At 69.4% G+C, this 25,215-nt stretch carries 22 protein-coding genes; 8 read left to right on the forward strand and 14 right to left on the reverse strand.

Going from position 1 to position 25,215, the window contains the following annotated elements; translation table 11 throughout:
• Positions 1 to 63: 63 nt before the first annotated feature.
• From galU to cmk, 8 genes are all read right to left on the reverse strand, one after another.
• Entirely contained in the window at positions 64 to 963 is a 900-nt protein-coding gene (galU, locus tag H5368_RS03205; RefSeq protein WP_182821294.1) for a UTP--glucose-1-phosphate uridylyltransferase GalU, read from the reverse strand.
• Positions 960 to 2,873 carry a nucleoside-diphosphate sugar epimerase/dehydratase gene (locus tag H5368_RS03210; protein ID WP_182821296.1) on the reverse strand — a complete coding sequence of 638 codons (1,914 nt, stop codon included), beginning with the start codon at positions 2,871 to 2,873 and terminating at the stop codon, positions 960 to 962. The genes galU and H5368_RS03210 overlap by 4 nt, the downstream gene beginning before the upstream one ends.
• Positions 2,874 to 4,001: a lipopolysaccharide biosynthesis protein gene (locus tag H5368_RS03215; RefSeq protein ID WP_255486312.1), complete on the reverse strand. Its 1,128-nt coding sequence runs from the start codon at positions 3,999 to 4,001 to the stop codon at positions 2,874 to 2,876.
• A complete protein-coding gene (gene lapB / locus H5368_RS03220; RefSeq protein ID WP_182821298.1) occupies positions 3,899 to 5,077 on the reverse strand; it encodes a lipopolysaccharide assembly protein LapB in 1,179 nt (392 codons plus the stop codon). The genes H5368_RS03215 and lapB overlap by 103 nt, the downstream gene beginning before the upstream one ends.
• A 1-nt stretch (position 5,078) precedes the next feature.
• Positions 5,079 to 5,327, reverse strand: a complete 249-nt coding sequence (locus H5368_RS03225; RefSeq protein WP_182821301.1) for a lipopolysaccharide assembly protein LapA domain-containing protein — start codon at positions 5,325 to 5,327, stop codon at positions 5,079 to 5,081.
• Positions 5,328 to 5,376: 49 nt separating this feature from the next.
• Complete coding sequence (locus H5368_RS03230; protein ID WP_182821303.1) at positions 5,377 to 5,679, reverse strand: integration host factor subunit beta; 303 nt, start codon at positions 5,677 to 5,679, stop codon at positions 5,377 to 5,379.
• Positions 5,680 to 5,747: 68 nt separating this feature from the next.
• Complete coding sequence (rpsA, locus tag H5368_RS03235) at positions 5,748 to 7,436, reverse strand: 30S ribosomal protein S1 (RefSeq protein WP_182821305.1); 1,689 nt, start codon at positions 7,434 to 7,436, stop codon at positions 5,748 to 5,750.
• Positions 7,437 to 7,592: 156 nt separating this feature from the next.
• Positions 7,593 to 8,273: a (d)CMP kinase gene (gene cmk / locus H5368_RS03240; RefSeq protein ID WP_182823707.1), complete on the reverse strand. Its 681-nt coding sequence runs from the start codon at positions 8,271 to 8,273 to the stop codon at positions 7,593 to 7,595.
• 132 nt (positions 8,274 to 8,405) lie between these two features.
• On the opposite strand from cmk, the gene ykgO reads away from it, so the two are divergent.
• The 5 genes from ykgO to H5368_RS03265 all read left to right on the forward strand — a co-directional run bounded on the left by ykgO (position 8,406) and on the right by H5368_RS03265 (position 12,292).
• Entirely contained in the window at positions 8,406 to 8,531 is a 126-nt protein-coding gene (gene ykgO, locus H5368_RS03245) for a type B 50S ribosomal protein L36 (RefSeq protein ID WP_057628212.1), read from the forward strand.
• Between the two features lie 215 nt (positions 8,532 to 8,746).
• The gene (locus H5368_RS03250; RefSeq protein ID WP_182821307.1) at positions 8,747 to 9,073 is read left to right on the forward strand and encodes a hypothetical protein; all 327 of its coding nucleotides are present in this window, start codon (positions 8,747 to 8,749) and stop codon (positions 9,071 to 9,073) included.
• Between the two features lie 4 nt (positions 9,074 to 9,077).
• Positions 9,078 to 10,109, forward strand: coding sequence for an agmatine deiminase family protein (locus tag H5368_RS03255; protein ID WP_182821309.1), 1,032 nt, complete (start codon positions 9,078 to 9,080; stop codon positions 10,107 to 10,109).
• Between the two features lie 60 nt (positions 10,110 to 10,169).
• Positions 10,170 to 11,054: a carbon-nitrogen hydrolase gene (locus tag H5368_RS03260; protein WP_182821311.1), complete on the forward strand. Its 885-nt coding sequence runs from the start codon at positions 10,170 to 10,172 to the stop codon at positions 11,052 to 11,054.
• Between the two features lie 5 nt (positions 11,055 to 11,059).
• The gene (locus H5368_RS03265) at positions 11,060 to 12,292 is read left to right on the forward strand and encodes a TraB/GumN family protein (protein WP_182821313.1); all 1,233 of its coding nucleotides are present in this window, start codon (positions 11,060 to 11,062) and stop codon (positions 12,290 to 12,292) included.
• Here the strand turns inward: H5368_RS03265 and H5368_RS03270 are convergent.
• From H5368_RS03270 to H5368_RS03280, 3 genes are read right to left on the reverse strand one after another with little or no spacing between them, the layout of a single operon-like run.
• Complete coding sequence (locus H5368_RS03270; RefSeq protein ID WP_182821315.1) at positions 12,263 to 15,361, reverse strand: efflux RND transporter permease subunit; 3,099 nt, start codon at positions 15,359 to 15,361, stop codon at positions 12,263 to 12,265. The genes H5368_RS03265 and H5368_RS03270 overlap by 30 nt on opposite strands.
• Complete coding sequence (locus H5368_RS03275; RefSeq protein ID WP_182821317.1) at positions 15,358 to 18,864, reverse strand: efflux RND transporter permease subunit; 3,507 nt, start codon at positions 18,862 to 18,864, stop codon at positions 15,358 to 15,360. Before H5368_RS03275 ends, H5368_RS03270 begins: the two co-directional genes overlap by 4 nt.
• The gene (locus tag H5368_RS03280; protein WP_223878044.1) at positions 18,861 to 19,976 is read right to left on the reverse strand and encodes an efflux RND transporter periplasmic adaptor subunit; all 1,116 of its coding nucleotides are present in this window, start codon (positions 19,974 to 19,976) and stop codon (positions 18,861 to 18,863) included. Before H5368_RS03280 ends, H5368_RS03275 begins: the two co-directional genes overlap by 4 nt.
• Positions 19,977 to 20,231: 255 nt before the next feature.
• On the opposite strand from H5368_RS03280, the gene H5368_RS03285 reads away from it, so the two are divergent.
• Both H5368_RS03285 and H5368_RS03290 read left to right on the forward strand, forming a co-directional pair.
• A complete protein-coding gene (locus H5368_RS03285; protein WP_182823709.1) occupies positions 20,232 to 20,567 on the forward strand; it encodes a cytochrome c in 336 nt (111 codons plus the stop codon).
• A gap of 8 nt (positions 20,568 to 20,575) precedes the next feature.
• Entirely contained in the window at positions 20,576 to 21,007 is a 432-nt protein-coding gene (locus H5368_RS03290; RefSeq protein WP_182821321.1) for a c-type cytochrome, read from the forward strand.
• 77 nt (positions 21,008 to 21,084) lie between these two features.
• On the opposite strand, the gene H5368_RS03295 is transcribed toward H5368_RS03290, so the two are convergent.
• Both H5368_RS03295 and H5368_RS03300 read right to left on the reverse strand, forming a co-directional pair.
• The gene (locus H5368_RS03295; protein ID WP_182821323.1) at positions 21,085 to 22,779 is read right to left on the reverse strand and encodes a hypothetical protein; all 1,695 of its coding nucleotides are present in this window, start codon (positions 22,777 to 22,779) and stop codon (positions 21,085 to 21,087) included.
• Positions 22,780 to 22,807: 28 nt separating this feature from the next.
• Positions 22,808 to 23,401, reverse strand: a complete 594-nt coding sequence (locus H5368_RS03300; protein ID WP_182821325.1) for an NfuA family Fe-S biogenesis protein — start codon at positions 23,399 to 23,401, stop codon at positions 22,808 to 22,810.
• A 108-nt stretch (positions 23,402 to 23,509) separates the two neighbouring features.
• Between H5368_RS03300 and H5368_RS03305 the strand changes: the two genes are divergently transcribed.
• On the forward strand, positions 23,510 to 23,851 hold the full coding sequence (locus tag H5368_RS03305; protein ID WP_182821327.1) for a 4a-hydroxytetrahydrobiopterin dehydratase: 342 nt from the start codon (positions 23,510 to 23,512) through the stop codon (positions 23,849 to 23,851).
• Positions 23,852 to 23,891: 40 nt separating this feature from the next.
• Here H5368_RS03305 and H5368_RS03310 read toward each other — a convergent pair whose 3' ends face one another.
• Entirely contained in the window at positions 23,892 to 24,860 is a 969-nt protein-coding gene (locus tag H5368_RS03310) for an RluA family pseudouridine synthase (protein ID WP_182821329.1), read from the reverse strand.
• Positions 24,861 to 25,215: the final 355 nt, after the last annotated feature.

Consider the following 25,215-nt stretch of genomic DNA (forward strand, 5'->3'; position numbering starts at 1 on the left):
CCCCCGACCCGGCGACTATAACCATACCCCCGTGAACCTGTCACGCGCGCCGCGCGTCGACTTTCACTGGACATCAAGTACACCCAATTCAGACAATGCGTCACGCATGAAGCCCTGGGCGGCCTCGCTGAGCAGTTCATGGTCCAGTGCGTGACGAATGGTGGCCTCGATCAGGCCGATATGGGTGCCGCAATCGAAGCGGGTGCCCTGGAACCTGTAGGCCAGCACCTCGTCCTCGGCCAGCAGGGCCGAGATCGCATCCGTGAGCTGGATCTCCCCGCCCCGCCCCGGCGCGGTGGCCTCGAGCAGCGGAAAGATCCGCGGCGACAGGACATACCGCCCGACCACTGCCAGGTTGCTTGGCGCTTCCTCGGGCGACGGCTTTTCGACAATCGCCGTGATCCGGCCAGCCCGATCCTGGAATTCGCTGGTCGCGACAATCCCGTAGCTCGACGTCTGTTCCTTCGGCACGACCTGCGTGGCGATCACGCTTGAACCGGTGGCCTGCGCCAGGTCCACCATCTGTGCCAGCGCGCCTGGCCCGCGGTTCCAGATCAGGTCGTCCGGCAGCAGCACCGCGAACGGCTCGTCACCGACCACCGGCCTGGCACACAGGACGGCATGCCCGAGGCCCAGGGCTTCGGTTTGCGTGACGAAGACGGCACGGACGCCCGCGGGAATCACGTTGCGGACGACCTCGAGCAATTCATGCTTGCCGGCCTTTTCAAGCTTCTGCTCGAGTTCGTAGGCCTTGTCGAAATAATCGGCGACCGCGTGCTTGTAGCGGTTGGTCACGAAGATCAGCGTGTCGCAGCCGGCCTCCACAGCCTCGTCCACCGCGTACTGGATCAGCGGCCGATCGACGATCGGGAGCATCTCCTTGGGAACCGTCTTGGTGGCGGGCAGGAACCGGGTCCCGAGGCCTGCCACCGGGAAAACCGCCTTGCGGATGCGTTGCGTCATGTCCTTCTCGCGTTCCTTGCCGGGAAGGCAACCACCGTGGCCGCCATCTTGCGTTCTTCGTGCGCCATGAGCGGCGCGAATTCGGGGACAGAGTCGCGCAACAGACGACCCAGCGCTTCCACATCGTAGCGACCCACGGCATCGCGCATGCGCGAGGTGGCGGCTTCGATGCGCTCGGTATCCACCTCGCGTGCCTCGGCTTGCAGGATCTTGGGATGCGAGGTGGGCCGATAGCGCTCTTCCGCATGGAACAGCGTCTCGTGCAGCTTCTCGCCCTGGCGCAGGCCGGTGTACACGATTGCGATGTCGCGTCCGGGCTGCTTGCCCGCCAGCGTGATCATCTGTTCGGCAAGCAGGCGGATCGACACCGGCTCGCCCATGTCGAGGGTGTAGACCGCCTCGATCGACCCGATCGCCACCGCCTGGAGGATCAGTTGGCAGGCCTCGGGGATGGTCATGAAGTAGCGGGTGACCTCCGGATCGGTCACCGTGACCGGCCCGCCCTGGCGGATCTGCGCGCGGAACAGCGGAACGACGCTGCCGGCGGAATCGAGCACGTTGCCGAACCGGACCGTCACGAAACGCGTGTTCCCGCGCCGGGTCATCGACTGGCACACCATCTCGGCCAGCCGCTTGGTGGCACCGAGCACGTTGACCGGGTCCACCGCCTTGTCGGTCGAGATGAGCACGAACGCACCGACGCCCGCGGCCTGGGCCTCGCGCGCGACCGTCTCGGTTGCCAGCACGTTGTTGCGCACCGCTTCGCGCAGCTGCGACTCCAGCACCGGCACCTGCTTGTAGGCGGCGGCATGAAACACCGCCTCCGGCGCCGACAGCGCCAGCGCGTGGCGGACCACGGCGGGGTCACCGCAGTCGCCCAGCACGGGGATGCATTCGATCTGCGGGAAGTCGCGACGCAGTTCCGCCTCGGTGGTCGCCAGCGCCAGCTCGTCCATCTCGATCAGCGCGATCTGTCGGGCACCGTGGCGGGCGCACTGCCGGCAAAGCTCGGCGCCGATGGACCCACCGGCCCCGGTGACGAGGACGCTGCGGCCGCCAAGCCAGCCGCGGATCGCCTTCCAGTCCGGAGTGACCGGCTTGCGGCCGAGCAGGTCCTCGATCGCGACCTCCTTGAGTTCACCCGGCAGCGAGCGGCCTTCCAGCAGGTCGTTGAGCCGCGGCACGGTGCGGAACGGCAGGCCGGTGCGCTCGCAGGCGGCCACGATGCGCCGCATGGCGGTGGCGTCGAGCGACGGCATGGCGATGACCAGCAACTGCGCCGCGGTCTCCGGCGCGATGCGCCCGAGGTCCTCGATCTTGCCCAGCACCGGCAGGCCCTGCAGGTGGCTGCCGCGCAGCTTGGCGGCATCGTCCAGGAAGCCCACAGGCTGGTAGGCACCCGCCCGCCGCAGGTCGCGGACCAGTGCTTCGCCCGCTTGCCCGGCACCCAGGATCAGGACCCGCAGCGCAGCCTGGTCGGTGCGCGACGTGCCGTGGTCCTTCCAGGCGCGGTACAGCAGCCGGGGCATGCCCAGCAGTGCCGACAGCACCACCGGATAGGCCAGCATCACGGTGCGCGGGATCTCACCGGCGCGGTCGAACACGAAGAACAGCAACGGCACGATCGCGAGCAGGCCGAACATGCTCGCCTTCATGATGTTGACGAGGTCGGGGATGCTGGCAAAGCGCCACACGCCCCGGTACAGGCCCACCTGCCAGAAGATCAGCCCCTGTACCAGCAGGATCAGGGTGAGCTCGGGCGTGAGCACCGCGCCGTCGCCGGCCCCGCCCAGCGCCGGTTGCCGGAAATAGTTGAGGCCGGACCAGGCCACCCAGACCATCATCAGGTCGTGGCCGACCACGGCGTAGCGCGGCAATGCGATCCTGAACCTGTCCTTCCAGAAGGTCATCTAGTGGCGATCCTGCTCGTCTGGGTGCCCGACGCCCCCCCGGGCAGCGCGCCATGCAACAGCCGCGAGCAGCAGGCACATGGCCGCCGCGGCAAAACGGAATGATGTCACGCGCGTGGCGGAAACCAGGGCCAACAGCAGCGCAGCCGCCGTCCACGCGCCATAGAGCAGTGTGACCGGTCGATGGTCGGCCAAGCTGAATGCGAGCTGCTGGTAGGAATGTTGCACGTGTGGCATCCACCATGCCTCGCCACGCACGATGCGCCTGCCCAATGTCAACGTCGCGTCAACCAGGAACGCCGAGAGCGGCAGCAGCACGACGGGCACGAGACCCTGCCCGCCCGCATCCGACCAGAGCAGCAGGCTCGCCTGCACCGCGATCGCGTAGCCGAGGGTGCCGCTGCCGACATCGCCGAGGAAGATCCGTGCCCGCGGGAAGTTCATCGGCAGGAACCCGGCACAGGCCGCGGCCAGGGCCAGCGCCAGCACGGCCCAGGCGGAGGGCGCGCCGGAAAGCAACGCGAACGTGAGCGCGACCAGGGCCGCCTGGCTTGCAGCCAGCCCGTCGATGCCGTCCATGAAGTTCCACACATTGACCAGCACGGGGACCGCGGCCAGCGCGAACAGCACCTGCCACGGCGCCGCGCCATGGGCAGCGAGTGCCAACGCGACCAGTCCGCCCGCCGCCACATGCGCCGCAAGCCGCCACCACGCCGACAGCGCCCGGTGGTCGTCGACGAAGCCCACGCCAGCGACCAACAGCAGGCCTGCCAGCACGGCTGCCGCGAGCGTGCCGGGCACGGGCAGCAGCCACGGCGCGACCAGCCAGGCCAAACCCCAGGCGATGGCGATGCCGATGCCACCGCCGCGCGGCGTCGGCACCTTGTGGCTGCGGCGTGCGCCGGGCTGGTCGAGCAACCGGTGGCGCACTGCATGCCAGCGGGCCACGCGCGCACCGGCTGCCGCGACCACTGCGGACGCAAGCAACCAGGGCACCAGCCACGACCACACCATGCCGCCCACGCTCAGACCACTGCGTAGTTCAACAGCGGCTTGATCGTGCCCCACTCCTTGCAGGACGGGCACTGCCAGTGGTGGCTGCGCGCGCCGAATCCGCAACGATTGCATCGATAGCTCGGATTGCGCACCAGCAACTGGTCGGTGATGTGGCGCAGTTGCTCGAGCGTCTCGCCGTGTTCGACGCCATCGGCGAGCGCGAGTTCGATCAGCGCGGCCTCGCCGCGAACCGAAGGCCGGTCCTTCAGCTGCTGCGCGAGGTACCCGCGCGCGGCCGGCACGCCCTCCTCCGCCTGCACCAGCCGCGTCAGCGCCAGCACCGGCGCGACGCCGCTGTAGTGTTCGGCCATCTCGGTGAGGAACGTGCGCGCGCCGGGGCTGTCGCCCACCCGGGCATACGCCGCGAGCAGCGGAGGCAGCAGCTCGGGCAGGAAATCCGGATCGTGGCGCGCGGCGCGTTCGAAGGCGCGGATGGCCGCGACGTCGTTGCCGGCATCGATCTCCAGCTTGCCCTCGAGCATGCCGGCGCGCACCGACGTCGAATCCGCGGCGTAGGCACGCGCGATCGCGTCCCGGGCCGCGTCGCGTTCGCCGGCCACGCGCAGGCGCTCGGCCAGTTCGCATTCGAACTGGCCGATCAGCTTGCCCATCGGCTCGCCGGTCGCGGCCTCGTAGCGGGTGGCGTTCTCGATGGCCTTCGGCCAGTCGCGCTCTGCCTGGTAGATGCCGATCAGGTGCTTGAGCGCCTGCGGCGCGCGCTGGTCGATCCGGGCGAGGTCGGTGAATACGGTCTCGGCGCGGTCGAGCAGCCCAGAGCGCATGTAGTCCTCGCCGAGCGCCAGCAGGGCCTGCACCTTCTGCTGGTCGTTGAGGTCCGGACGCTGCACCAGGCCCTGGTGCAGGCGGATCGCGCGGTCGACCTCGCCACGGCGGCGGAACAGGTGCCCGAGTGCGACCTGGGTCTCGAAGGTGTCCTTGTCGAGCTCGGCGATATGCAGGAACAGCTCGATGGCCTTGTCCGGCTGCTCGTTGAGCAGGTAGTTCAGGCCGCGGAAATAGGTGGTCGACAGCTTGCTGACCTGGCTGTCGCTGTGGCGCTCGCCGCCGCGGCGACCGATCACCCAGCCCGAGAGCGCCGCGATCGGCAGCAGCAGGAAGAACCAGAACCACTCGGTGATGAAGGCCATCTCAGCTCGCGTCGGTGGGGGTGGCGCGCGTGCGGCGCAGGCGCTGTTGCAGCGGCAGCACCACGGAGGCCACGATCGCCATGCCGCCAAGGATGGCGCCGAGCAGCAGCGTGGCCAGCAGCGCGACCCCGAGGGTCGGGCGCAGCGTGGCGAAGCCGAAGTCCACGGCGACCACCTGCGGGTTGAGTGCGCCCACGGCGACGCCTGCGACGAGGCATGCAAGGGCGAACAGGATTCGGAGAGGACGCATGGGCCGCTAGCTTAGCCGAGCCCACGCCACGCAGACAGACGTGGAGCGGTCAGTCCTCGGCAGGCAACGGCATCACGTCGCTGACGCGTTCGCGAAGTTCCTTGCCGGGCTTGAAGTGCGGGACATGCTTGCCGGGCAACGCCACGGCATCACCGGTCTTGGGATTGCGCCCGGTGCGGGGGGGACGGTAGTGCAATGAGAAGCTGCCGAAACCGCGCACTTCGATGCGTTCGCCGGTGGCCAGCGAGCCGCCCATCATCTCCAGCAGCGACTTCACCGCCAGGTCGACGTCGTCGGCCTTCAGGTGCCCCTGGCGCTGGGTGAGGATTTCGATCAGTTCGGATTTGGTCATGTTGCCATCGTGGCCTCGACAACCGAAAGCGGCCTGGCTGGTGCCAGGCCGCCCCGGGTCTTGCTGGCTTACTCGGACTTGCTGTCCAGCTGCTCGCGCAGCAGGGCACCGAGTTTGGTCGTGCCACTGGAGGCATCCGACGCGGCGCGGTTGTAGTCGGCCAGGGTGTCGGCCACCTCGGCCTCGTCCTTGGCGCGGATCGACAGCTGCAGCGTGCGGCCCTTGCGGTCCATGCCGGTGAACTTGGCCTCGATGGTCTCGCCCACCTTCAGGTGCTGGCTGGCGTCGTCGATGCGCTCATCGGAGATGTCGCGCGCGGCCACGTAGCCTTCCACGCCATCGGCGATGTCGATGATCGCGCCCTTGGCGTCGACTTCACGGACGGTGCCGGTGACCTTGGTGCCACGCGGATGCGCCGCCATGAACTGGCCGAACGGATCCTGCTCGAGCTGCTTGACGCCCAGGCTGATGCGCTCGCGCTCCGGGTCCACGGCCAGCACCACGGCTTCCAGCGTGTCGCCCTTCTTGAGGTTGCGCGCCACGTCTTCGCCGCTGGTGTTCCAGCTCATGTCGGACAGGTGGATCAGGCCGTCGATGCCGCCGTCCAGGCCGATGAAGATGCCGAAGTCGGTGATCGACTTGATCTGGCCGTCGACCTTGTCACCCTTCTTGTGGATGGCCGCGAAGGTCTCCCACGGGTTGGACGTGACCTGCTTGATGCCCAGCGAGATGCGGCGACGCTCTTCGTCGACGTCGAGCACCATGACCTCGAGCTCGTCACCCACCTGCACGACCTTCTGCGGGTTGACGTTCTTGTTGGTCCAGTCCATCTCGGACACGTGCACCAGGCCTTCGACGCCCGGCTCGATCTCGACGAACGCGCCGTAATCGGTGACGTTGGAGACCTTGCCGAACACGCGGGTGTTGGACGGGTAGCGGCGGGCGATGTTGTCCCACGGATCCTCGCCCAGCTGCTTGAGGCCCAGGCTGACGCGATTGCGCTCGCGGTCGTACTTCAGCACGCGCACGTCGAGCTCGGCGCCCACTTCCACGACTTCGGACGGATGGCGCACGCGCTTCCAGGCCATGTCGGTGATGTGCAGCAGGCCGTCGATGCCGCCCAGGTCCACGAACGCGCCGTAGTCGGTCAGGTTCTTGACGACGCCCTTCAGCACGGCGCCCTCGACCAGCTTCTCCATCAGCTGCTCGCGCTCTTCCGAATGCTCGCTCTCGACCACCGCACGGCGGGAGACGACCACGTTGTTGCGCTTGCGGTCGAGCTTGATGAGCTTGAACTCGAGTTCCTTGCCTTCCAGGTACACCGGGTCGCGCACCGGGCGCACGTCGACCAGCGAACCGGGCAGGAACGCGCGGACGTCCTTGATGTCGACGGTGAAACCGCCCTTGACCTTGCCGCTGATGCGGCCGGTGATGGTCTCGTTCTTCTCGAGGGCTTCCTCGAGCTCGTCCCACACCATGGAACGCTTGGCCTTCTCGCGCGACAGCACCGTCTCGCCGAAGCCGTTCTCGAGGGAGTCGAGCGCGACCTTGACGATGTCGCCCTCGGCGACGTCGATCTCGCCGGCGTCGTTACGGAACTGTTCGATCGGCACGATGCCTTCGGACTTGAGGCCGGCGTTGATCACCACCACGTCGGTCCGCACCTGGATCACGACGCCGGTGACGATGGAACCCGGCTTCAGCTTGCCGAGGGCGGCCTCGCTCTGTTCAAACAGTTCTGCAAATGATTCGGTCATTGAAAAATTACCCGGTTGACGAAACAGACCGGCGCGCGAGGCGCGTTGCCCGGTCCACCCGTTGCGGCTTGCGCGGGATTGCGCGTCGCCATGAGTGCTCATTGCACGGAAAATCCGCGCGGCAGGTGCCACGCGGGACCAACCTGCCGCGGAAGTTCAGCCCGCGTGCCCCGGCACCAGGGCCAGAACGCGCTCGACGACCGTTTCGATGCCAAGGCCGGTGGTGTCGATGCGGACGGCGTCTTCGGCCGGCCGCAGCGGCGCCACCGCGCGATTGGCATCGCGGGCGTCGCGGGCGAGAATCTCTCGCAGCAGACCATCCAACGTAACAGAAACCCCCTTGTCCTTCAACTGCTTATAGCGCCTTTCCGCCCTCTCCTCGGCGCTGGCCGTGAGGAACACCTTGGTCGCCGCATCGGGGAAGATCACCGTGCCCATGTCGCGACCGTCGGCGACCAGCCCGGGGGGCTTGCGGAACACCCGCTGGCGCTCCTTGAGTGCCGCACGGACTTCCGGGATGGCCGCGATCGCCGAGGCCGCGGCCCCCGCGGTCTCGGTGCGCAACTCGTCGGTGGCGTCGTGGCCGTTCACGAGCACCCGCAACTCGCCGCGGCCGTCGTCGCGGAAGCCGATGTGGGTGTCGAAGGCGCAGCGGACCAGCGCGCCACCGTCGTCCAGGTCCAGGTCGGCCCAACCCGCGGCCACGCCGATGGCGCGGTACAGGGCGCCGGAATCCAGGTAGTGCCAGCCCAGCCTCCCGGCCACCGCACGGCTGATCGTGCCTTTGCCGGAGCCCGATGGGCCGTCGATCGTCAATACGGGTATGGCGTCCTGGATCATGTCCGACTCCGCGGGTGGGTGGCCATTCTAGACCGCGCCCGGCGGCAAACCGTGCGGGGGCTTGAGTCTGGAGCGGAAAGCCCGGTAGAATTGCCGGCTTGATTGCCCCAACCCGTTTCGAGGTTTGTCATGAAGGTCCTGTCCTCACTCAAGTCGGCGAAGACCCGGCACCGCGACTGCAAGGTCGTTCGTCGTCGCGGCAAGATCTTCGTGATCTGCAAGTCCAACCCGCGCTTCAAGGCCCGCCAGCGCTGAGCCGCGCGGAGGGAGCCGCCGCGGACGCATGACATCGCGCCGCGGCTGGACAGCTCCCGATTCCGAAGGGCCGCAGAAATGCGGCCTTTCGCGTATCCGGCGTGCGCGTCGGACGTGACCGTGCGCCCGCTTCGTCGCGTCGCCACGGCGCACGGCCGCGCGATCTGCTAAAAACGCTGCGGCTGCGCCGTGCAGCGCCCACGGGGAGATCCACCATGCGCCTGATCCTTGCCATGACCACCGCCGCCCTGCTGGCCTGTGCCGGCACGGCGTCCGCCGACACCCTGCTGGTCGATCGCGCCCGCAGCGAAACCGGCCTCGCCATGCCCGCGCGCGGCACGACCATGGCCGACGTCGAGGCGCGCTTCGGCGCGCCAAGCGAGCGACTCGACCCGCGCGGTGGCCAGAAGCGGCAGTGGCCGACCATCAACCGCTGGGTCTATCCGGCGTTCACGGTCTACTTCGAGAAGACCCGCGTCGTCGATGCGGTCGCCAACCAGGCCACGCCGGCCGAGGCCGGACCCAAGCCGCCCATCCGCTGAGCCCATGAACGAAGACACGCTGCGCTTCCCCGCCGAGTGGGAACCCCAGTCGGCGATCCTGCTGGCGTGGCCGCACGCTGGCACCGACTGGGCCGACCGTCTGGCCGACGTCGAAGAGACCTACATCGCGCTGGTCACGGCCATCACCCGCTTCCAGCGCGTGCTGGTGTGCGTGGCGGACGACGACGTCGAGGCCTATGCGCGCGCACGCCTGGCGTCGGCGCGCATCGACATGGAACGCGTGGCGTTCCTCGCCATTCCCTACAACGACACCTGGCTGCGCGACACCGGCCCGATCACGCTGGTTGGCGCGAACGGGTTCCGGTTGCTGGATTTCCGCTTCACCGGCTGGGGCGGCAAGTTCGAGGCAAGCGAGGATGACCGCCTGGTCGAGCGTCTCGCCGACTCGGGAATCTTCTTCAACAATACCAGGCAACACATTGATTTCGCACTTGAAGGCGGCGCCATCGAAACCGACGGCGCGGGCAGCCTGCTGACCACGTGGCGCTGCCTGCACGAGCGCCATCCGGACGCCAGCCGCGAAGACCTGTCCGCGCGCCTCGCGGCATGGCTGCAGCAGGACCGCGTGCTCTGGCTCGAACACGGCTACCTCGAGGGCGACGACACCGACGCCCACATCGACACCCTCGCCCGCTTCGCGCCCGGCAATGGCATCGTGTTCCAGGCCTGCGACGACCCGGGTGACCGCCACCACGCCGAACTCGGCGCCATGGCTGACGAGATCGCGGCGCTGCGCACGATCGATGGCGCGCCCTACACGCTGCACCCGCTGCCGTGGCCGCAGCCGGTCGTCGATGAAGGCCGGCGGCTCGCCGCAAGCTATGCCAACTACCTGGTCATCGATGGCGCGGTGCTGATGCCGGCCTACGGCGACCCCGCCGACGACCGCGCGGCCGACGTCCTGGCCGCGGCGCACCCGGGCCGCGAAGTCGTGCAGGTCCCGTGCCGGTCGCTGATCTGGCAGAACGGCAGCCTCCACTGCATCAGCATGCAACTGCCGCGCGGGCTGGTGTAAGCGGGCGTTGGCACTCGCGCCACTACAATGGCGGGTCCGTCCGCCCACGGCAGCAGCAGAATGAAGAAGACCACCCTCCCCGTCGCCCTCGTGCAGGAGCGCAACCACGGCAACGCCGAGGCCAACCTCGCCGTCATCGAGCAGCGCGTGGCCGAGGCCGCCGCGCAGGGCGCCAAGCTCGTGCTGCTGCAGGAACTGCACAACGGCGCCTACTTCTGCCAGCACGAGTGCGTCGACGAGTTCGACCTGGCCGAGACGATTCCCGGACCAAGCACGGAGCGCCTTGGCGCGCTGGCCCGCAAGCATGGCGTGGTGCTGGTCAGTTCGCTGTTCGAGAAGCGCGCCGCCGGCCTGTACCACAACACCGCCGTGGTCTTCGACGCCGACGGCTCGACCGCCGGCAAGTACCGCAAGATGCACATCCCCGATGATCCGGGCTTCTACGAGAAGTTCTACTTCACCCCCGGCGACCTCGGTTTCGAGCCGATCGATACGGCCGTCGGCCGCCTCGGCGTGCTGGTGTGCTGGGACCAGTGGTACCCGGAGGCCGCGCGCCTGATGGCGCTGGCCGGCGCGGAACTGCTGCTCTACCCGACCGCGATCGGCTTCGACCCCGACGACGACGCCGCGGAGAAGGCCCGCCAGCGCGATGCGTGGATCCTCAGCCACCGCGGCCATGCCGTGGCCAACGGCCTGCCGGTGCTGTCGTGCAACCGCGTCGGCCACGAGCCATCGCCGCTGGGCGCATCGGGCATCGACTTCTGGGGCAACAGCCACGTGCTCGGCCCGCAGGGGGAGTTCCTGGCCGAGGCCGGCAGCGACCCGACCATCCTCACCTGCGAAGTCGACCTGGGCCGCAGCGAACACGTCCGCCGCATCTGGCCGTTCCTGCGCGATCGCCGCATCGATGCGTACGGCGACCTGCTCAGGCGCTACCGCGATTGAACGGCGTGACCGACGCGCCTGACGGGGCCGCGACGCGCGCGGCGGCCGAGGCCGCCCTCGCCGGCCAGCCGCATGCCATCGTGGAGCGCGACGGCGTGCGCTACACCCTCCTCGGCACCGCGCACGTGTCGCGCGCCAGCGTGGACGCGGTGCGCGCGGCGATCGCCAGCGGCCACTACGACGCGGTCGCCGTCGAACTCGACGCGCAGCGCCTGCAGGCGATGACCGATCCCGACTCGTTGGGCCGGCTCGACCTCGTCAAGGTGCTGCGCGAAGGCAAGACGCCGCTGTTCGCGGCCAACCTGGCGCTCGCCAGCTACCAGCGCCGGCTGGCCGAACAGATGGGCGTCGAGCCCGGCGCCGAGCTCATGGCCGCGGCCGCCGACGCGCGTGCCCTGGGCCTGCCGCTGCAGCTGATCGACCGTGACGTCGGCCTGACCTTCCGGCGCGCGATGCAGCGCCTCGGCTGGTGGGGCCGCGCCAAGGTCAGCGGCAGCCTGATGATGGGGCTGATCGCCAGCGACGCGGTCGGCGACGACGACATCGAGCGCCTCAAGCAGGGTGATGTGCTGGAAGCAAGCTTCAGCGAATTCGCCGGCGAAGTTCCCGAGCTGTACGAAGCCATCATCACCGAGCGTGACCGCTACATGGCCGCGCGGCTGCGCGAACCGCCGGCCGGCGCGCACGAAGTACTGGCCGTGGTCGGCGCGGGACACCTCAAGGGCCTCGCGGCGCACCTCGCGGACGATCGCGAGCCGCCACACGATGTGCGCGCGGGCCTCGAGACCGTCAAGCCCAAGTCGCGCGTGCCGTGGATGGAGATCACCATCGCCGTGGTCGTGCTCGGCGGCTTTGCCTGGGGATTCTGGCGCGGCGGTTTCGATGTCGGCGCCGACCTGATGCTGCAGTGGGTGCTGGTGACCGGCGGCCTGGGTGCGCTGGGCTGCGCGATCGCCGGCGGCCATCCGCTGAGCATCCTGGCCGCCTTCATCGCCTCGCCCATCACGCCGCTGCATCCCGCACTCGCCTCGGGGACGGTCAGCGCGCTGGTGGAAGCCGCGCTGCGCAAGCCGACCTATGCCGATTTCATGGCCCTGCGCGACGATGTCGGCACCGTACGCGGCTGGTGGCGCAACCGCGTGGCGCGGGTGCTGCTGAACTTTTTCCTGACCAGCATGGGCACCGCGATCGGCGTCTGGACCGGCGGCCTACGGATGCTCGGCAAGCTGTTCGGCTGATGCCGGACCACCGCGCCCGGCACGGGCGCGGCGCAGCAGCCTGGCGCTGCCGTTGGCCAGGTCGTCCAGCATCGCGTAGATCGTCGGCAGGAACAGCAGGCTGACCACGGTCGAGAACGCCAGCCCGCCGGCCACCGCGCGCGCCATCGGCGAGTACGCCAGCCCGCCCAGCACCACCGTGTCGCTGAGCGAGATCGGCACCATCGCCAGGATCGCCGTGCCCATCGTCATCAGGATCGGGCGCAGGCGCTCGCGACTGCCCTCGACCAGCGCGTCGGTGCGTGACATGCCGCGCCGGCGCAGGTTGTTGATGTGTTCCACCATCACGATGCCGTTGTTCACCACCACGCCCATCAGCACCAGGATGCCGATGAAGCCCATCACCGTGAAGGACGTGCCGGTGAGCCAGAACAGCCAGAACACGCCGAGGATCGAGAACAGCACGCAGCTCATGATGGCAGCGGGGAACAGCAGCGACTCGAACACCGCCGCCATCACCACGTAGATCATCAGCAGCGCCAGCACCAGGTTGAACAGCATCTGCTGCATGGCCTTCTGGTCGTCCTCGAAGCCGCTGCCCGAAAAACTGTGGCCGTAGCCGGCCGGCAGCGACAGCGAGTCAATCACGCTTTCCATCGCGTTGCGCGCTTCCTCCATCGTGGTCTCGCCTTCCAGGTTGGCCTGGATGCCGACCGCGGTCTGCCGGTCGTGGCGCGCGATGCGGCTGTCCGTCGGCTGCACCTCCATGTCCACCATGGCCAGCAACGGCACTTGGCGCCCGTCCGGGCTGCGCACCATGAAGCCTGCGATGTCCGAAGGCTGGTACTGCTGCGCACCTTCGAAGCGCACCCATACCGGCACTTCGGCGTCGCCGCGGCGGTACTCGCGCAGCTGGCTGCCGCGCAAAGCCATCGCCACGAACGACGACACCTGCTCGGCGCTGAAGCCGAACGCCGCCGCACGCTCGCGGTCGACGCGCACCGCCAATTCCTCGCCGCGGTCGCCCTGGTCGACGCGCACGTCGCGCAGCCCGGGCCGTGCTTCGAGCATCGGCACCACGTCGTCGGCGATGTCGCGCAGCTGCGCGGCACTGTCACCCACCAGCTGCACGCTGACGTTCTTGCCCAACCCGCCGCCTCCACCGCCCTGCCCGCCGTTTCCCCTCACGCCGATCTCGGCCCGCGCCGACCTGGGCAGCGCCTTGCTGATCGCCTCGGCGAGTTCGCTGGTGTCCTTCACGTCGTCGTCGAACGTCAGCATTGTTCCGGAATCGGTGTCTTCGCCGAACCAGGAGTAGATCTGGGTGATGCGGAAGCGCTCGCGGTTCTGGTCGAGGAAGTCCTCGACGCGCCCGATCTCCTCCGACATCTGCGCGGTGGTGTAGCTGCCCTTCCACTGGTAGTACACGTTGAGCTCGCCCTGGTCTCCACCGCCGAACATGTCGAAGGTCGTGCCCTTGATCGGCACCACGCTGGCCGCGATCACCAGCACGATGCCGGCCACGCTCCAGCCGCGATGCACCAGCGTCCAGCGCAGCAGGCGCGCGTAGCGCCCCTGCATGCGGCGGATCATGCCGCCCTTCTCCGCCAGCGCCGGCGGCGTGGGCATGCGCGCCGACAGCATCGGGATCAGGCTCACGGCCACCAGCCACGAGGCCAGCAGCGACACCGAGATGGTGATGGCGATCTGCGCCATGAAGATGCTGATGTCGTTGGTTTCGCCGAGCAGGTTGGGCAGGAACACGATGCAATGGCACAGGGTGCCCGCCGACAGCGCGATGGCCACGTTGCGGGTGCCCACGATCGACGCCCGCCAGGTGTCACCCGGGTTGCGCTCGCGCTCCTGGTAGATGCTCTCCACCACCACCACCGCGTTGTCGACCAGCATGCCCACCGCGAGCAGCAGGCCCATCAGGCTGAGGATGTTCAGGGTGACGCCGAAGAAATGCATGAAGCCCAGCGTCATCACGAAGCAGATCGGGATGGCCAGGGTCACCATCAGCGTGGACGGCCAGTGGCGCAGGAAGAAGAACAGCACCAGGATCGACAGCAGCAGGCCGATCGCCCCGGCCTCGGCAAGCTCGAGCAGCGAACTGGTCACGGACTCGCCCATGTCCTGCAGGACCTTGAACTCCACGCCCTCCAGGCCGGGCTCGTTGCCGGCCGCCCGCATCTCGGCCATCGCGTTGCGCGAGACCTCGACCAGGTTGGCATCGCGCTCCTTGTAGACCTCCAACCCCACCGCGGCGCGCCCTTCCAGTCGGCGACGGACGTCCACCCGCTCGGGTTTCAGCTGCACGGTGGCCACGTCACCCAGCCGCAGGCCGCTGGCATCGACCACCAGGTCGCGGAGCTCGGCCAGTTCGCTCACCTCGCCCTGCGGCTGCACGCGCAGGCGCACGCCGCCGTCCTCGATCATGCCGGCCGACACCGAGAAGTTCACCGTGCGCAGGCGCTCGGCAAGCGCATTGAGCGCGATGCCGTGGGCGTTGAGGCGGTCGGGGTCGATCGCGATCTCGACCTCGTTGGCAGGCGCGCCATTGATCTCCACGCGTGCAACGCCCGGGACGCGCTCGATGCGCCGCTTGAGCTGGCGGTCGATCAGGTCGTACGACGAGGACAGGTCGACATCGCCGGCCAGGCGCACGCGCAGGATCGCCTGGTCGCCGGTGGACCACTTGAACACGAAGTAGCGCCGGAAATCGTCGGGCAGGTCCTGGCGGATGGCATCCAGGCGCTCGCGCGCCTCGGAGGCGGTGATCGCAATGTCGCGGTCCCAGTCGCTGAACTCCATGAACACGCCGGCGCCGTTGGCGGTGGCCTCGCCACGCATGCGCTTGACGCCGGTCATCGTGGCCAGCGCCTCCTCCGCCGGGCGGAGCACATTGCGCTCGACCTCCTCCGGCGTGGAACCCTCGTACGGCAGCTGCACGAACAGGAACGGTGCCGACACGTCCGGCAGTGCCTCCAATGGCAGCCGGAACGACGCGATCAGGCCGACCACGAACAGCGAGACGAACAGCATCACCGTCGTCACCGGGCGACGCAGGCTGAACTCGGCAACGCTCATGCAGGCAGCCCGTCGTCGTCGGTCGCGGCACCTGTCGCGGCACCTGTCGCGGCACGCGCGCGTCGTCCGCGCTCCAGGTAGTGCGCGTCACCGCGGCGATCCAGCAGGTCGTAGACCACCGGGATCACCAGCAACGTCAACAGCGTGGACACCAGCAAGCCGCCGATCACCGTGATCGCCATCGGCGAGCGGACCTCGGCGCCCTCGCCGAACGCCAGCGCCAGCGGCATGAAGCCGAACAGCGTGGACAGCGTGGTCATCACGATCGGGCGCAGGCGCGAACGCGCACCCTCCACCAGCGCCTCGCGCTTGGCCACGCCCGCTTCGCGCAGCTGGTTGACCTTGTCGATCAGGATGATCGCGTTCTTCACCACCAGGCCCACCATCAGGATCAGGCCGATGAACACGACCACCGAGACGGTGTTGCCGGTCAGCAGCAGGGCCAGGATCGCGCCGACCATCGCCAGGGGGATGGTGAACAGGATCACGAACGGATGCAGCAGCGATTCGAACTGCGACGCCATCACCAGGTAGACCATGAAGATCGCCAGCGCGAACGCGAACAGCAGCGAATTGAGCGAATCGGCGAGCTCCTCGCCCTGGCCACCGACGTGCAGGCCAATGCCGGCGCCAAGCGGGTTCTCGCTGACCAGGCGGCGCACGTCCTCGACCGCGGCACCCAGGTCGATGTCGCGCAGGTTGGCCGACACCACCGCCACCCGCACCTGGTCGGCGCGATGCACTTCGCTGGGGCCGGTGGTGGCGATCACGTCGGCCACCGCCGACAGGCGCACGGGCCGTGCGGACGCCGGATTCACGATCAGGTCGCGGATCGCCTGCACCGAACCACGCTCGCCTTCCTGCGCCCGCACCAGCACGTCGATCTTGCGGTCGCGGAAGTCGTAGCGCGTGGCCACCTCGCCACGCACCGAATTGACCACGGCATCGGCCACCTGGCGCGTGGTCAGCCCGAGCGCACCGGCGCGTTCCTGGTCGAACACGATGCGGATCTCGGGCGCGCCCTGCTCCACGGTCGACTTGACGTCCGCGTAGTACGGGCTGTCGCGCAGCAGCGCGGCCAGGCGCTGTCCGGCGGCCGCCAAGTCGTCCAGGTCCTGGCCGCGCAGCTCGATCTCCAGCGGGCTGGAGAAGCTGAAGAGCGCCGGACGGCTGAAATCGACCTGAGCGCCCGGATGCTCCTGCATGGTCGCGCGCAGGCCCTCGGTCAGATCCGCCTCGAGCGCGCGGCTGCCGCCGTCCTCCATCACCACGGTCAGCCGGCCGATGTTCTCGCCGCTGTCGGTGGGATTGGCATCCAGGCGCGTGCCGGTGCCGCTGACGCCGAACAGCACCGCGACGCCCTCGTCGTCGGCGTGCGCCTGCTGCACCTGGCGGACCAGCGCATCGGTCTCGCGCAGCGGCGTGCCGGGCGGCAGCCGTGCGGTCATCTCGAAGCGGTCCTGGGCGAGCTGCGGGATCAGGTCGGTGCCGAGCGTGGGCACGATGGCCATGGTGGCGACAAACGCCGCAAGCGCCACGCCGATGACCAGCCGTGGCCGGCCGAGCGCCTTCGGCAGCACGCGCAGGTAGCCGCTTTCGGCGCGCGCGTACGGCGCCATCGCCACCCGGCTGGCCGTGCGCATCGGCGGACCGACCGCCGCGACCAGCAACCGCCAGGCACGCACCAGCGCCCAGGCGATGCCGAAGAACACGGCATGCAACAGCCAGCCGATGCCGCGCCCGGTCGCGGCGGCAGGACGCTGCCAGCGCTTTTCGGGCCGCCATTGCGGGTGCGGGGCCTCTTCCGGGAACGCGAGCGGCGCGCGCGCCTTGAGCGCGCTCAGCATCGGGATCAGGGTCAGTGCCACCAGCAGCGAGATGCCGACGGCCAGCGCGATGGTCATCGCCTGGTCGCGGAACAGCTGCCCGGCAATGCCTTCCACGAACACCAGCGGCAGGAACACCGCGATGATCGTCAGCGTGGAGGCCACGACCGCCATGCCCACCTCGCGCGTGCCGACAATCGCCGCGTCCAGCACGCCCAGGCCGCGTTCGCGCGCCTTGGCGATGCTCTCCAGCACCACGATCGAGTCGTCCACCACCAGGCCCGTGGCCAGCGCCAGGCCGCCGAGCGACATCACGTTGAGGCTCAGGCCGAACTGGTCCATGAAGAAGAACGTGGTGATGATCGACACCGGCAGCGAGATGCCGACCACGAACGTGCTCCACGCATTGCGCAGGAACAGGAAGATGATCAGGATCGCCAGCGCGCCGCCGATCAGCGCGTCGGTGCGCACATCGGAGATCGCCGCGCGGATGAACTTCGCCTGGTCGTCCACCACCGCCAGCTCGATGCCCGACGGCAGGTCCTTGCGGATCTGCACCAGGCGCTGCTCCACGGCGTCCGCCGTGGCGACCGTGTTGGCGTCGCCCTCCTTGTAGATCGCAAGCTCCACCGCCTCGCGGCCGTCGAGGCGGATGATCGCCTCGCGTTCCTTGAAGCCCTGGCGGACCTCGGCGATATCGCCCAGGCGCACCGCACGGCCATCGGCCACGGCGCGGTTGGATGCGGAAGCCGCACTCTGCGCCGACATCGCGGCGGCCATCACCGAAGCGTCTCCGGACGCGGCCGCAAGACGCGCGACCTCATCGGCGCCGCCGGCGCCGCCGGAGCCACCGGCCTGCGTCGCCACCAGCATGCCGCGGATTTCGTCCACGCCGGCGAACTGGTTGACGGTGCGCACCAGGTAGCGCTGCGTGCCCTGCTCCAGGCGACCGCCGGACAGGTTGATGTTCTCTTCCTTCAGGCGCTGCACGACCGCGGCGACCGAGAGGCCGATCTGCGACAGCTTCTGCAGGTCGAGTTCGACCTGGATCTCGTCCTCGAGGCCACCACCGACCTTCACCGCCGCCGCACCGGGCACGGTTTCAAGCTTCTTCTTCAGGTCGTCGTCGGCATAGCGGCGCAGCAGCGGCAGTTCGCGCTCGACGTCGCCCTCGGCACTGCTGCTGAGCGCCAGGCGGAGGATCGGCTCGGTCGCGGGGTTGAAGCGCAGCAGCACCGGAGGCGTGACCTCGAGCGGCAGCTGCAGCGTCTCCATCTTGTCGCGGACCTCCAGGCTGGCCTGGTCCATGTCCGTGCCCCAGGCGAACTCGAGCACCACGTCGCTCTGCCCGGTGCGCGACACCGACTTCAGCCGGCGCAGACCCTTCACCACGCCCAGCGACTCTTCCACCGGCTCGCTGACCAGGGTCTCGATCTCCTGCGGCGCGGCACCGGTGTACTCGGTGCGCACGGTCAGCGTGGGATAGCTGATGTCCGGCAGCAGGTTGACCTTGAGGTTGCCCAGCGCGATCAGCCCGAACAGCAGCATGCTGACCGTCACCATCGCCACCGTCACCCGGCGGCGCACCGCGAATCCGACCAGGCCGTCGGCGCGCACGGTGCCGTCGACGTCATCCGCGTGGTGCAGGTCGCGGCCTTCCCCGCCGCGGCTGCTCATCGCGTCTGCCCGGCGGCCTTGGCGCCGGCCTCGGTGGTCGCCTTGGCGGCCACCGCGGGCGGATCGCCGATCACCTGGACCGCACTGCCGTCGCGCAGCGTGACCTTGCCCGCCGTGACCACGCGATCACCGGCGTCCAGGCCCTTGCGGACCTCGACGAAGGCACCTTCGACATAGCCGGTTTCGATGGTCGTGCGCACGGCCTTGCCATCGCGGACCACGAAGACCGCGGGGTCGCCTTCGTCCTCGAGCAGTGCGGTGCGCGGGATGGCCAGCGCGTTGGCGCGGTTGTCGTAGTCGATGCCCATGCGCGCGAACATGCCCGGCTGCAGCGCGCTGTCATCGGGGTCGAAGGCGCAGACCACGCGGAAGGTGCCGCTGCCGGCCTCGACCACCGGTGCGATGCGGTCCACCACGCCGGTGAAGCTGCGGCCGGGCAGCGCATCGACCTGCATGCGCACCGGCAACCCGGCGCGCAGCGTGGTCAGGTCGCGCTCGGGGACGTTGAGCGTCGCCTCCAGCCGCGAGTTGTCGACGATGCGGATGATCGGCGTGTTGATCTGCACGAAGTTGCCGGTCTTGATGGAACGCGATGCAACCACGCCCGAAATCGGCGCCACCACGTTGGTGTACGACAGCTCCAGCTGCGCCAGCCGCCACGCCGCGCGCGCGTTTTCCAGGTCGTAGCGCAGCTGGTCGTGGTCGCCGACGCTGACCATCTGCTGCTCGACCAGCTGGCTGGCACGGCGGAAATTGGCTTCGAGCTTGCGCATCTGCGCGTCGACCTGCGCCAGGTTGAGCCGTGCACGATCGGCATCGATGCGCACCAGCACCTGGCCGGCGCGCACCGCATCGCCCTCCTCCACCAGCACCTGCAACGCGACGCCCGACGTCTTCGACACCACCTGTGCTTCGGCGCGCGCCTCCAGGGTCGCGCTGCCGCTGTAGCTCGCCGCGATCGCGCGCGGTGCAGCGGCCACGGCTTCGACCGGCACCGCCTCGGGCGCCTTTTTCTCATCCTTCGCCGCGGCATCGGCGCCGCCGCGGCAGCCCTGCAGGAACAGGCTGGCGGACAACATGAGGACGGCGAGGCCGACGGCGCGGCGACGCATGACGGGTGAGCTCGGAAGCATGGAGAGGCAGCCAGAATGGTGTGGTAGCAAGGTATAGCACCGGCCCCGCGACGCATATCCGCCGAAGGTCATGGTGGCGAGCGGCAGGGCAAGGCACCGGTGCGCATGTGGAGGTCGCCAACGCGCGGCGTTAACAGTCGTCGGGTCGGCGGCTATACTGCGCCGATTGCACGCGTCCGCAAGGCCGCTCGCTCCCAGTCATACCACCAGCCTCAGGATGCGGACCCAGACATGATGCGACCGATGCCGATCGCCGCCTGCCTCGCCCTTGCCCTTGCCTCGTTCGCTCCCGCCGCCATCGCGCAGCAGGCCGCCGCGGGCAACGCCGAGAGCGGGCGCATGCTTACCTATACGTGCGTGGGTTGCCACGGCATCGAGGGATACAAGAACGCCTATCCGCACTACCACGTGCCGCGGATCGGCGGCCAGTCCAGCGAATACCTGGTCAACGCGCTCACCGAGTACCGCGACGGCACGCGCAAGCACCCGACCATGCAGGTGCAGGCGCAGAGCTTTTCCGAGCAGGACATCGCCGACATCGCCGCCTTCATTTCCGGACTGACGCCGTGAGCCGCCCCATGACGATCGCCAAAGCCGCACGCCTCGCCCTCGTCCTGGTCGCCACCGTCGGCCTCGCCGCCTGCGGCGACGGCACGACGGCCAGCGGTGTCGCATCCGCCACGTCGGTCAATGCGCTGCCGGTTGGCCGCATCGCCCAGGGCGAGCAGCAGGCCAATGCCAAGGGTGCCGCCACCGGCCAGTCGTGCATCGACTGCCATGGCGCCGACGGCAACGTCCCGCTCGATCCCACCTATCCCAAGCTCGGTGGCCAGTACCGCGACTACCTCGCGCATGCGCTGCAGACCTATCGCAGCGGCGCGCGCGACCATGCGCTCATGTCCAGCCAGGCGCGTGGCCTGGACGACCAGCAGATCGCCGACCTCGCCGCGTACTTCGCGTCGCGCCCGGGCCAGCTGCGCGACCTGCACGGCGCGCACGCCGGCAAGTGACGGCGGCTGTCGCGCGAATTCCCCGCGACTGAAGCGCCCTGGAAGGCCCGCCTGGCGCGGGCTTTTCCTTTTTTCCGCTACGGTGCCGGACCCAGGCTTTCCTGGTCTTCCTGCAGCTCGCGCTTGAACGGCACGTCGGGTGGCTTGCGCGCGGTGGCTTCGATGTCCTGCATGTTGGGATCGACGATGTCGCAGGCCCCGCCGAGGGCCAGCATGACCGTCACGCAGCGGATCGACTTGGAGCTTCCCGGGATCGGGATCCTGACCTCGGTGACGCTCTTGCGCACCCATTCGGCCAGCAGGCTTTCATGCGGCACCCAGTAGCGGTCCAGCGACGTCGGCTCGTAGCCGATCGGCGGGCGCTTCAGCCAGGTGCCATTGCGGTCGATCTTGGCGAAGTCCTCGGTGATCGTGCCCGGTGGCAGTCCGCCACCGACACGGCCGCCACCCGGCAGGCGCGCGCTGCCGTCGGCGTTGAACAGGCCCGAGCTGCCGGCCTGGCCACCGGCGACGTTGCGCGTGGAATCACCGCGGTCGTCACCGCGACGCGGCGACGGCAGCGTGCCCGGCTTGGCGTCCGCGGCTGGACCGGCACCCGCCGCCGACCCGGTGGCACGCGCACCGCTGCCCGTGGCATCCGGGCGCCCGCCTGCGGGCGTCCGCGTCGCGCCGGCGACGGTGCCGGTAGCGGGCTGCCTCGCGCTGCCGGGAGCATCGGCCGCGGTGGCGGTCGCCACGGTTGTTGCCGGTGCAGCGGCGGCCGGGCGAGCGCTCGGCATCGGAACGCCGCGGTCGCGCACCGCCGGTGCCTGCGCGGCGGGCTGCCTGGTGGTGATCGTCGGCAATTCGCGGGCTGGGAGCGTGTCGATCCTGGCGGTCTCCGAGGCCACCTCGATCTCGCGCTCGACCACGGCCACGCCGCGCGGCGAGGGCCGGGGCACGGCCACCTCGATCGGGCGCGTGCGCACTTCGGCCAGCACCGGCGAAAGCGGGGCTTCGGCGACATCGATTTCACGCACGCGCGCCACCACATCCCTCGGTGCAACGGTGGGCGCGGCGATGTCGACGGGCCGCGGCGGCGGCACCGTGAAGACGCTGTCCGGCACGGCGACCTCGGTGACCTGCAGCGGGGACGGCGCCGGTGCGACCACCGCCACGGCGGGCGCCTCGGCCAGCGCCTCACCCGGCTCGGGCAGCGGCGCTGGCGGCGGAACGACCTGCGGCTCGCGTGACGTCGCCGCCGATGGCGCGGCCGATGCCGATGCGGCAGGCGCCGGCGCATCGTCGCTGATCGCCTGTGCGGCGCCGCCGCCGGCATCTTCGGGCGTGCCGGTGCCGATGAATTCGACCTGGATCACCTGCTCGCCCTCGCGGGCCGCTTCCGGCGCCGGAAACACGAAAAAGCGCGCATGCATCAGCCACACGAGGGCGAGCGCGAACAACAGGTGCAACAGCATGCTCAGCGTCATCGCCGCGACCCGCGTGCCGCGTTCATCGCGGCTGGCCGGCTGCCAGCCCTGGCGCCACAACGTGGCGTAGGCACGCCAAGGGCCCAGCACTTCGAGCACGCGGGTCGACAGCTGCGGCTCGCGCGCCATCAGGATTGCGGCGATATCACCGGCCGCGGCACCCACCACCCCGCGACTGCGCGTGCCCGTGGCGGCGAACCACTCGCGCCAGCCGGGCGGGAACTCGCCCACCGGAGGCGGCGGACGCAGCGAACGCCGCATGCGCCGGCGCAGGGCTTCGATCAGTTCGGCGGAGGAGAACATCCGTCGCGGTCGAAGCGCGGCTGCGCGATCAGGCCGAGGCGCGCGGGATGTACGGCGCGGCGCCGGTGTCGTGGTCGGTGGCGTCACGCACAGCGGTCACCCCCGGCACGCGCTCCATCAGCGTCTTCTCGATGCCCTGCTTGAGGGTCACGTCGGCCATGCCGCAGCCGTGGCAGCCGCCGCCGAAACGCAGCAGGACCACGCCGTCGGCGCGGACTTCCTCCACGTCGACATGGCCGCGATGCTGGGCGAGCTGCGGGTTGACCACGTGCTCCACGGTCCAGCGCACGCGCTCGACCAGCGACGCGCCGGCGTCGGGTTCCTGGCCCTTGATCTTGGGCGCGCGGATCTGCAGCTGGCCGCCGGTGGCGAGCGTGGCGTAGTCGATCTCGGCGCCGTCGAGGTACGGCACGCTGGTCGCGTCCAGCCAGAGCGTGAACCCCTGGCAGTCGATCGCCCACTCGTCGCCTTGCAGTTCGTCGGGTGCGGCAAACTCGAGCCGGACGTCGGCATCGGGTGTGCCGGCCCGCATCGCGGCCAGCCGTACGCCCATGCCCGACACGGCTTCGCGTTCGATCAGCTTGCGGAAATGGGTCTGCGCGGATTCGGAGATCTGGATCATGGGCGTATTCTAGCCGCCCGGCCCGCCATTGCCGTATACACGGCGGGCGCGCGCACGGCGCCACACCTTTCGTTCAGGCCGGCCGTACATCCGGCCACAGGAGACACCATGTCCGACCTCATCCCGCTTGCCCAGGCACATTGCACGCCGCGCAAGGGCAGCGAACACAGGCTCAGCGAAGCGCGCGTCCACGAACTGCTGCCGGAACTGCCCGGCTGGGCGCTGGCCGAAAACGGCCAGGCACTGACGCGCACGTTCCGCTTCCCCGATTACTACCGGACCATGTCGTTCGTGAACGCGCTGGCGCACATGGCCAACCGCGAGGACCACCACCCGGATCTCGGCGTGCATTACGACCGCTGCGTGCTCCGCTATTCCACCCACGATGTCGGCGGGCTGAGCGAGAACGATTTCATCTGCGCCGCGCGCGCGGACGCGATCGCGGGCTGATCCATCCGGGACGTGCCAGGGCCGTGGGCCGCGGGAGCGACTAGCGCAAGCGGTCCAGGACCTCGCCCAGCTCCGGGTCGAGTGGCGCGCTCAGCACGTAGGGCGCCTTGCCGTCGTCGAGCGCGAATTCCAGCGACGCCGCATGCAGGAACATGCGCCGCAGCCCGACCTGGTCGCGCAGGCGGCGGTTGACCTCGGGCTCGCCGTACTTGTCGTCGCCGGCGACTGGATGGCCGATATGCCGCGCATGGGCGCGGATCTGGTGGGTGCGGCCGGTCTCGATGCGCACCTCGCAATAGGAATGTCCGCCCAGCCGCTCCAGCACGCGGAAATGGCTGAGCGAGGCCTTGCCCGCCGGGTTGACCTGGACATGGCGCTCGCCCCCCTGGCGCAGGCCGACGTGCAGCGGGGCATCCACGCTCATCACGCCGTCGGGCATGCGCCCGGTGAGCAGCGCCAGGTAGCGCTTTCGCAGCCCCGCGCCGCCGTCCTCGCGCATCAGCGCCTGCAGCCCGGTCAGCGCCGATCGCTTCTTGGCCACCACCATGAGGCCGGAGGTGTCGCGGTCCAGGCGGTGCACCAGTTCCAGTGGCTCGCCCGGCCGCAGGGCGCGCAGGGTTTCGATCACGCCGAAGCTGATGCCGCTGCCGCCGTGGCTGGCGATGCCCGCCGGCTTGCTGATGGCAAGCAGCCGGGCGTCCTCGAACACGATGCTGGCGGCCATGGCGTCCAGCAGGCTGCGCCCGGGCACGCCCTTTTCGCCGGCCTCCTCCAGCCGCACCGGCGGAATCCGCACCTCGTCGCCCGCCTCCAGGCGCCGGTCGGCCTTGACCCGCCCGCCGTTCACGCGCACCTGGCCGCTGCGCACGATCTTGTAGACCAGCGAGCGCGGTGCGCCTTTCAGCTGCCCGAGCAGGAAGTTGTCCAGGCGCTGCCCGTCGCGATCGTCGGGGATCCGAACCGTGCGGACGCCGCCGGTGGCGGGTGGATCGGGCTTGCGTTCGGTCATTCGCTGGAGTCCTGCCTGCATGCGGAGCCGGCTGCCTGCGGCAACCGGCCCGGAGTCTTTTTCTGATACACTCGCGCCGCGAGATAAGGTGCTGATTTCGCAGGAAGTTCACCGGCCAAAAGCCGGCCTTCCGCGGATCCCGTACAGCGCGCGGCCACTGCCCACGGGGCAGCCATGTTAGCGGCTGGACAGCAGTTCCTGTGATCGCCCGGTGCCACGGCACCGGCGCTGAACATGTCCCAGCGGCGCGGACGCCCCTGCCTCCATGGCATCGGCACCCGCTGCCGCCGGCCCAAACCAAAATCAAGAGTACAAGCGCTCCCGCGGCCCGCCGTGGTGTGCAGCGCTGGAAGCA

Source organism: Luteimonas sp. MC1782, from assembly GCF_014164605.1.
Lineage (GTDB): Bacteria > Pseudomonadota > Gammaproteobacteria > Xanthomonadales > Xanthomonadaceae > Luteimonas.

Excerpts from the sequence above, each read along its gene's own strand:
- H5368_RS03275 (WP_182821317.1), bottom strand. The coding sequence starts at position 18,864 with ATGAGCAGCCGCGGCGGGGAAGGCCGCGACCTGCACCACGCGGATGAC.
- H5368_RS03270 (WP_182821315.1), bottom strand. The coding sequence starts at position 15,361 with ATGAGCGTTGCCGAGTTCAGCCTGCGTCGCCCGGTGACGACGGTGATG.
- H5368_RS03310 (WP_182821329.1), bottom strand. The coding sequence starts at position 24,860 with ATGACCGAACGCAAGCCCGATCCACCCGCCACCGGCGGCGTCCGCACG.
- H5368_RS03250 (WP_182821307.1), top strand. The coding sequence starts at position 8,747 with ATGCGCCTGATCCTTGCCATGACCACCGCCGCCCTGCTGGCCTGTGCC.
- H5368_RS03285 (WP_182823709.1), top strand. The coding sequence starts at position 20,232 with ATGCGACCGATGCCGATCGCCGCCTGCCTCGCCCTTGCCCTTGCCTCG.
- H5368_RS03290 (WP_182821321.1), top strand. The coding sequence starts at position 20,576 with ATGACGATCGCCAAAGCCGCACGCCTCGCCCTCGTCCTGGTCGCCACC.
- H5368_RS03255 (WP_182821309.1), top strand. The coding sequence starts at position 9,078 with ATGAACGAAGACACGCTGCGCTTCCCCGCCGAGTGGGAACCCCAGTCG.
- H5368_RS03295 (WP_182821323.1), bottom strand. The coding sequence starts at position 22,779 with ATGTTCTCCTCCGCCGAACTGATCGAAGCCCTGCGCCGGCGCATGCGG.
- H5368_RS03305 (WP_182821327.1), top strand. The coding sequence starts at position 23,510 with ATGTCCGACCTCATCCCGCTTGCCCAGGCACATTGCACGCCGCGCAAG.
- H5368_RS03230 (WP_182821303.1), bottom strand. The coding sequence starts at position 5,679 with ATGACCAAATCCGAACTGATCGAAATCCTCACCCAGCGCCAGGGGCAC.
- rpsA (WP_182821305.1), bottom strand. The coding sequence starts at position 7,436 with ATGACCGAATCATTTGCAGAACTGTTTGAACAGAGCGAGGCCGCCCTC.
- H5368_RS03280 (WP_223878044.1), bottom strand. The coding sequence starts at position 19,976 with ATGCGTCGCCGCGCCGTCGGCCTCGCCGTCCTCATGTTGTCCGCCAGC.
- H5368_RS03210 (WP_182821296.1), bottom strand. The coding sequence starts at position 2,873 with ATGACCTTCTGGAAGGACAGGTTCAGGATCGCATTGCCGCGCTACGCC.
- lapB (WP_182821298.1), bottom strand. The coding sequence starts at position 5,077 with ATGGCCTTCATCACCGAGTGGTTCTGGTTCTTCCTGCTGCTGCCGATC.
- galU (WP_182821294.1), bottom strand. The coding sequence starts at position 963 with ATGACGCAACGCATCCGCAAGGCGGTTTTCCCGGTGGCAGGCCTCGGG.
- H5368_RS03225 (WP_182821301.1), bottom strand. The coding sequence starts at position 5,327 with ATGCGTCCTCTCCGAATCCTGTTCGCCCTTGCATGCCTCGTCGCAGGC.
- H5368_RS03260 (WP_182821311.1), top strand. The coding sequence starts at position 10,170 with ATGAAGAAGACCACCCTCCCCGTCGCCCTCGTGCAGGAGCGCAACCAC.
- H5368_RS03300 (WP_182821325.1), bottom strand. The coding sequence starts at position 23,401 with ATGATCCAGATCTCCGAATCCGCGCAGACCCATTTCCGCAAGCTGATC.
- H5368_RS03215 (WP_255486312.1), bottom strand. The coding sequence starts at position 4,001 with ATGCAATCGTTGCGGATTCGGCGCGCGCAGCCACCACTGGCAGTGCCC.
- ykgO (WP_057628212.1), top strand. The coding sequence starts at position 8,406 with ATGAAGGTCCTGTCCTCACTCAAGTCGGCGAAGACCCGGCACCGCGAC.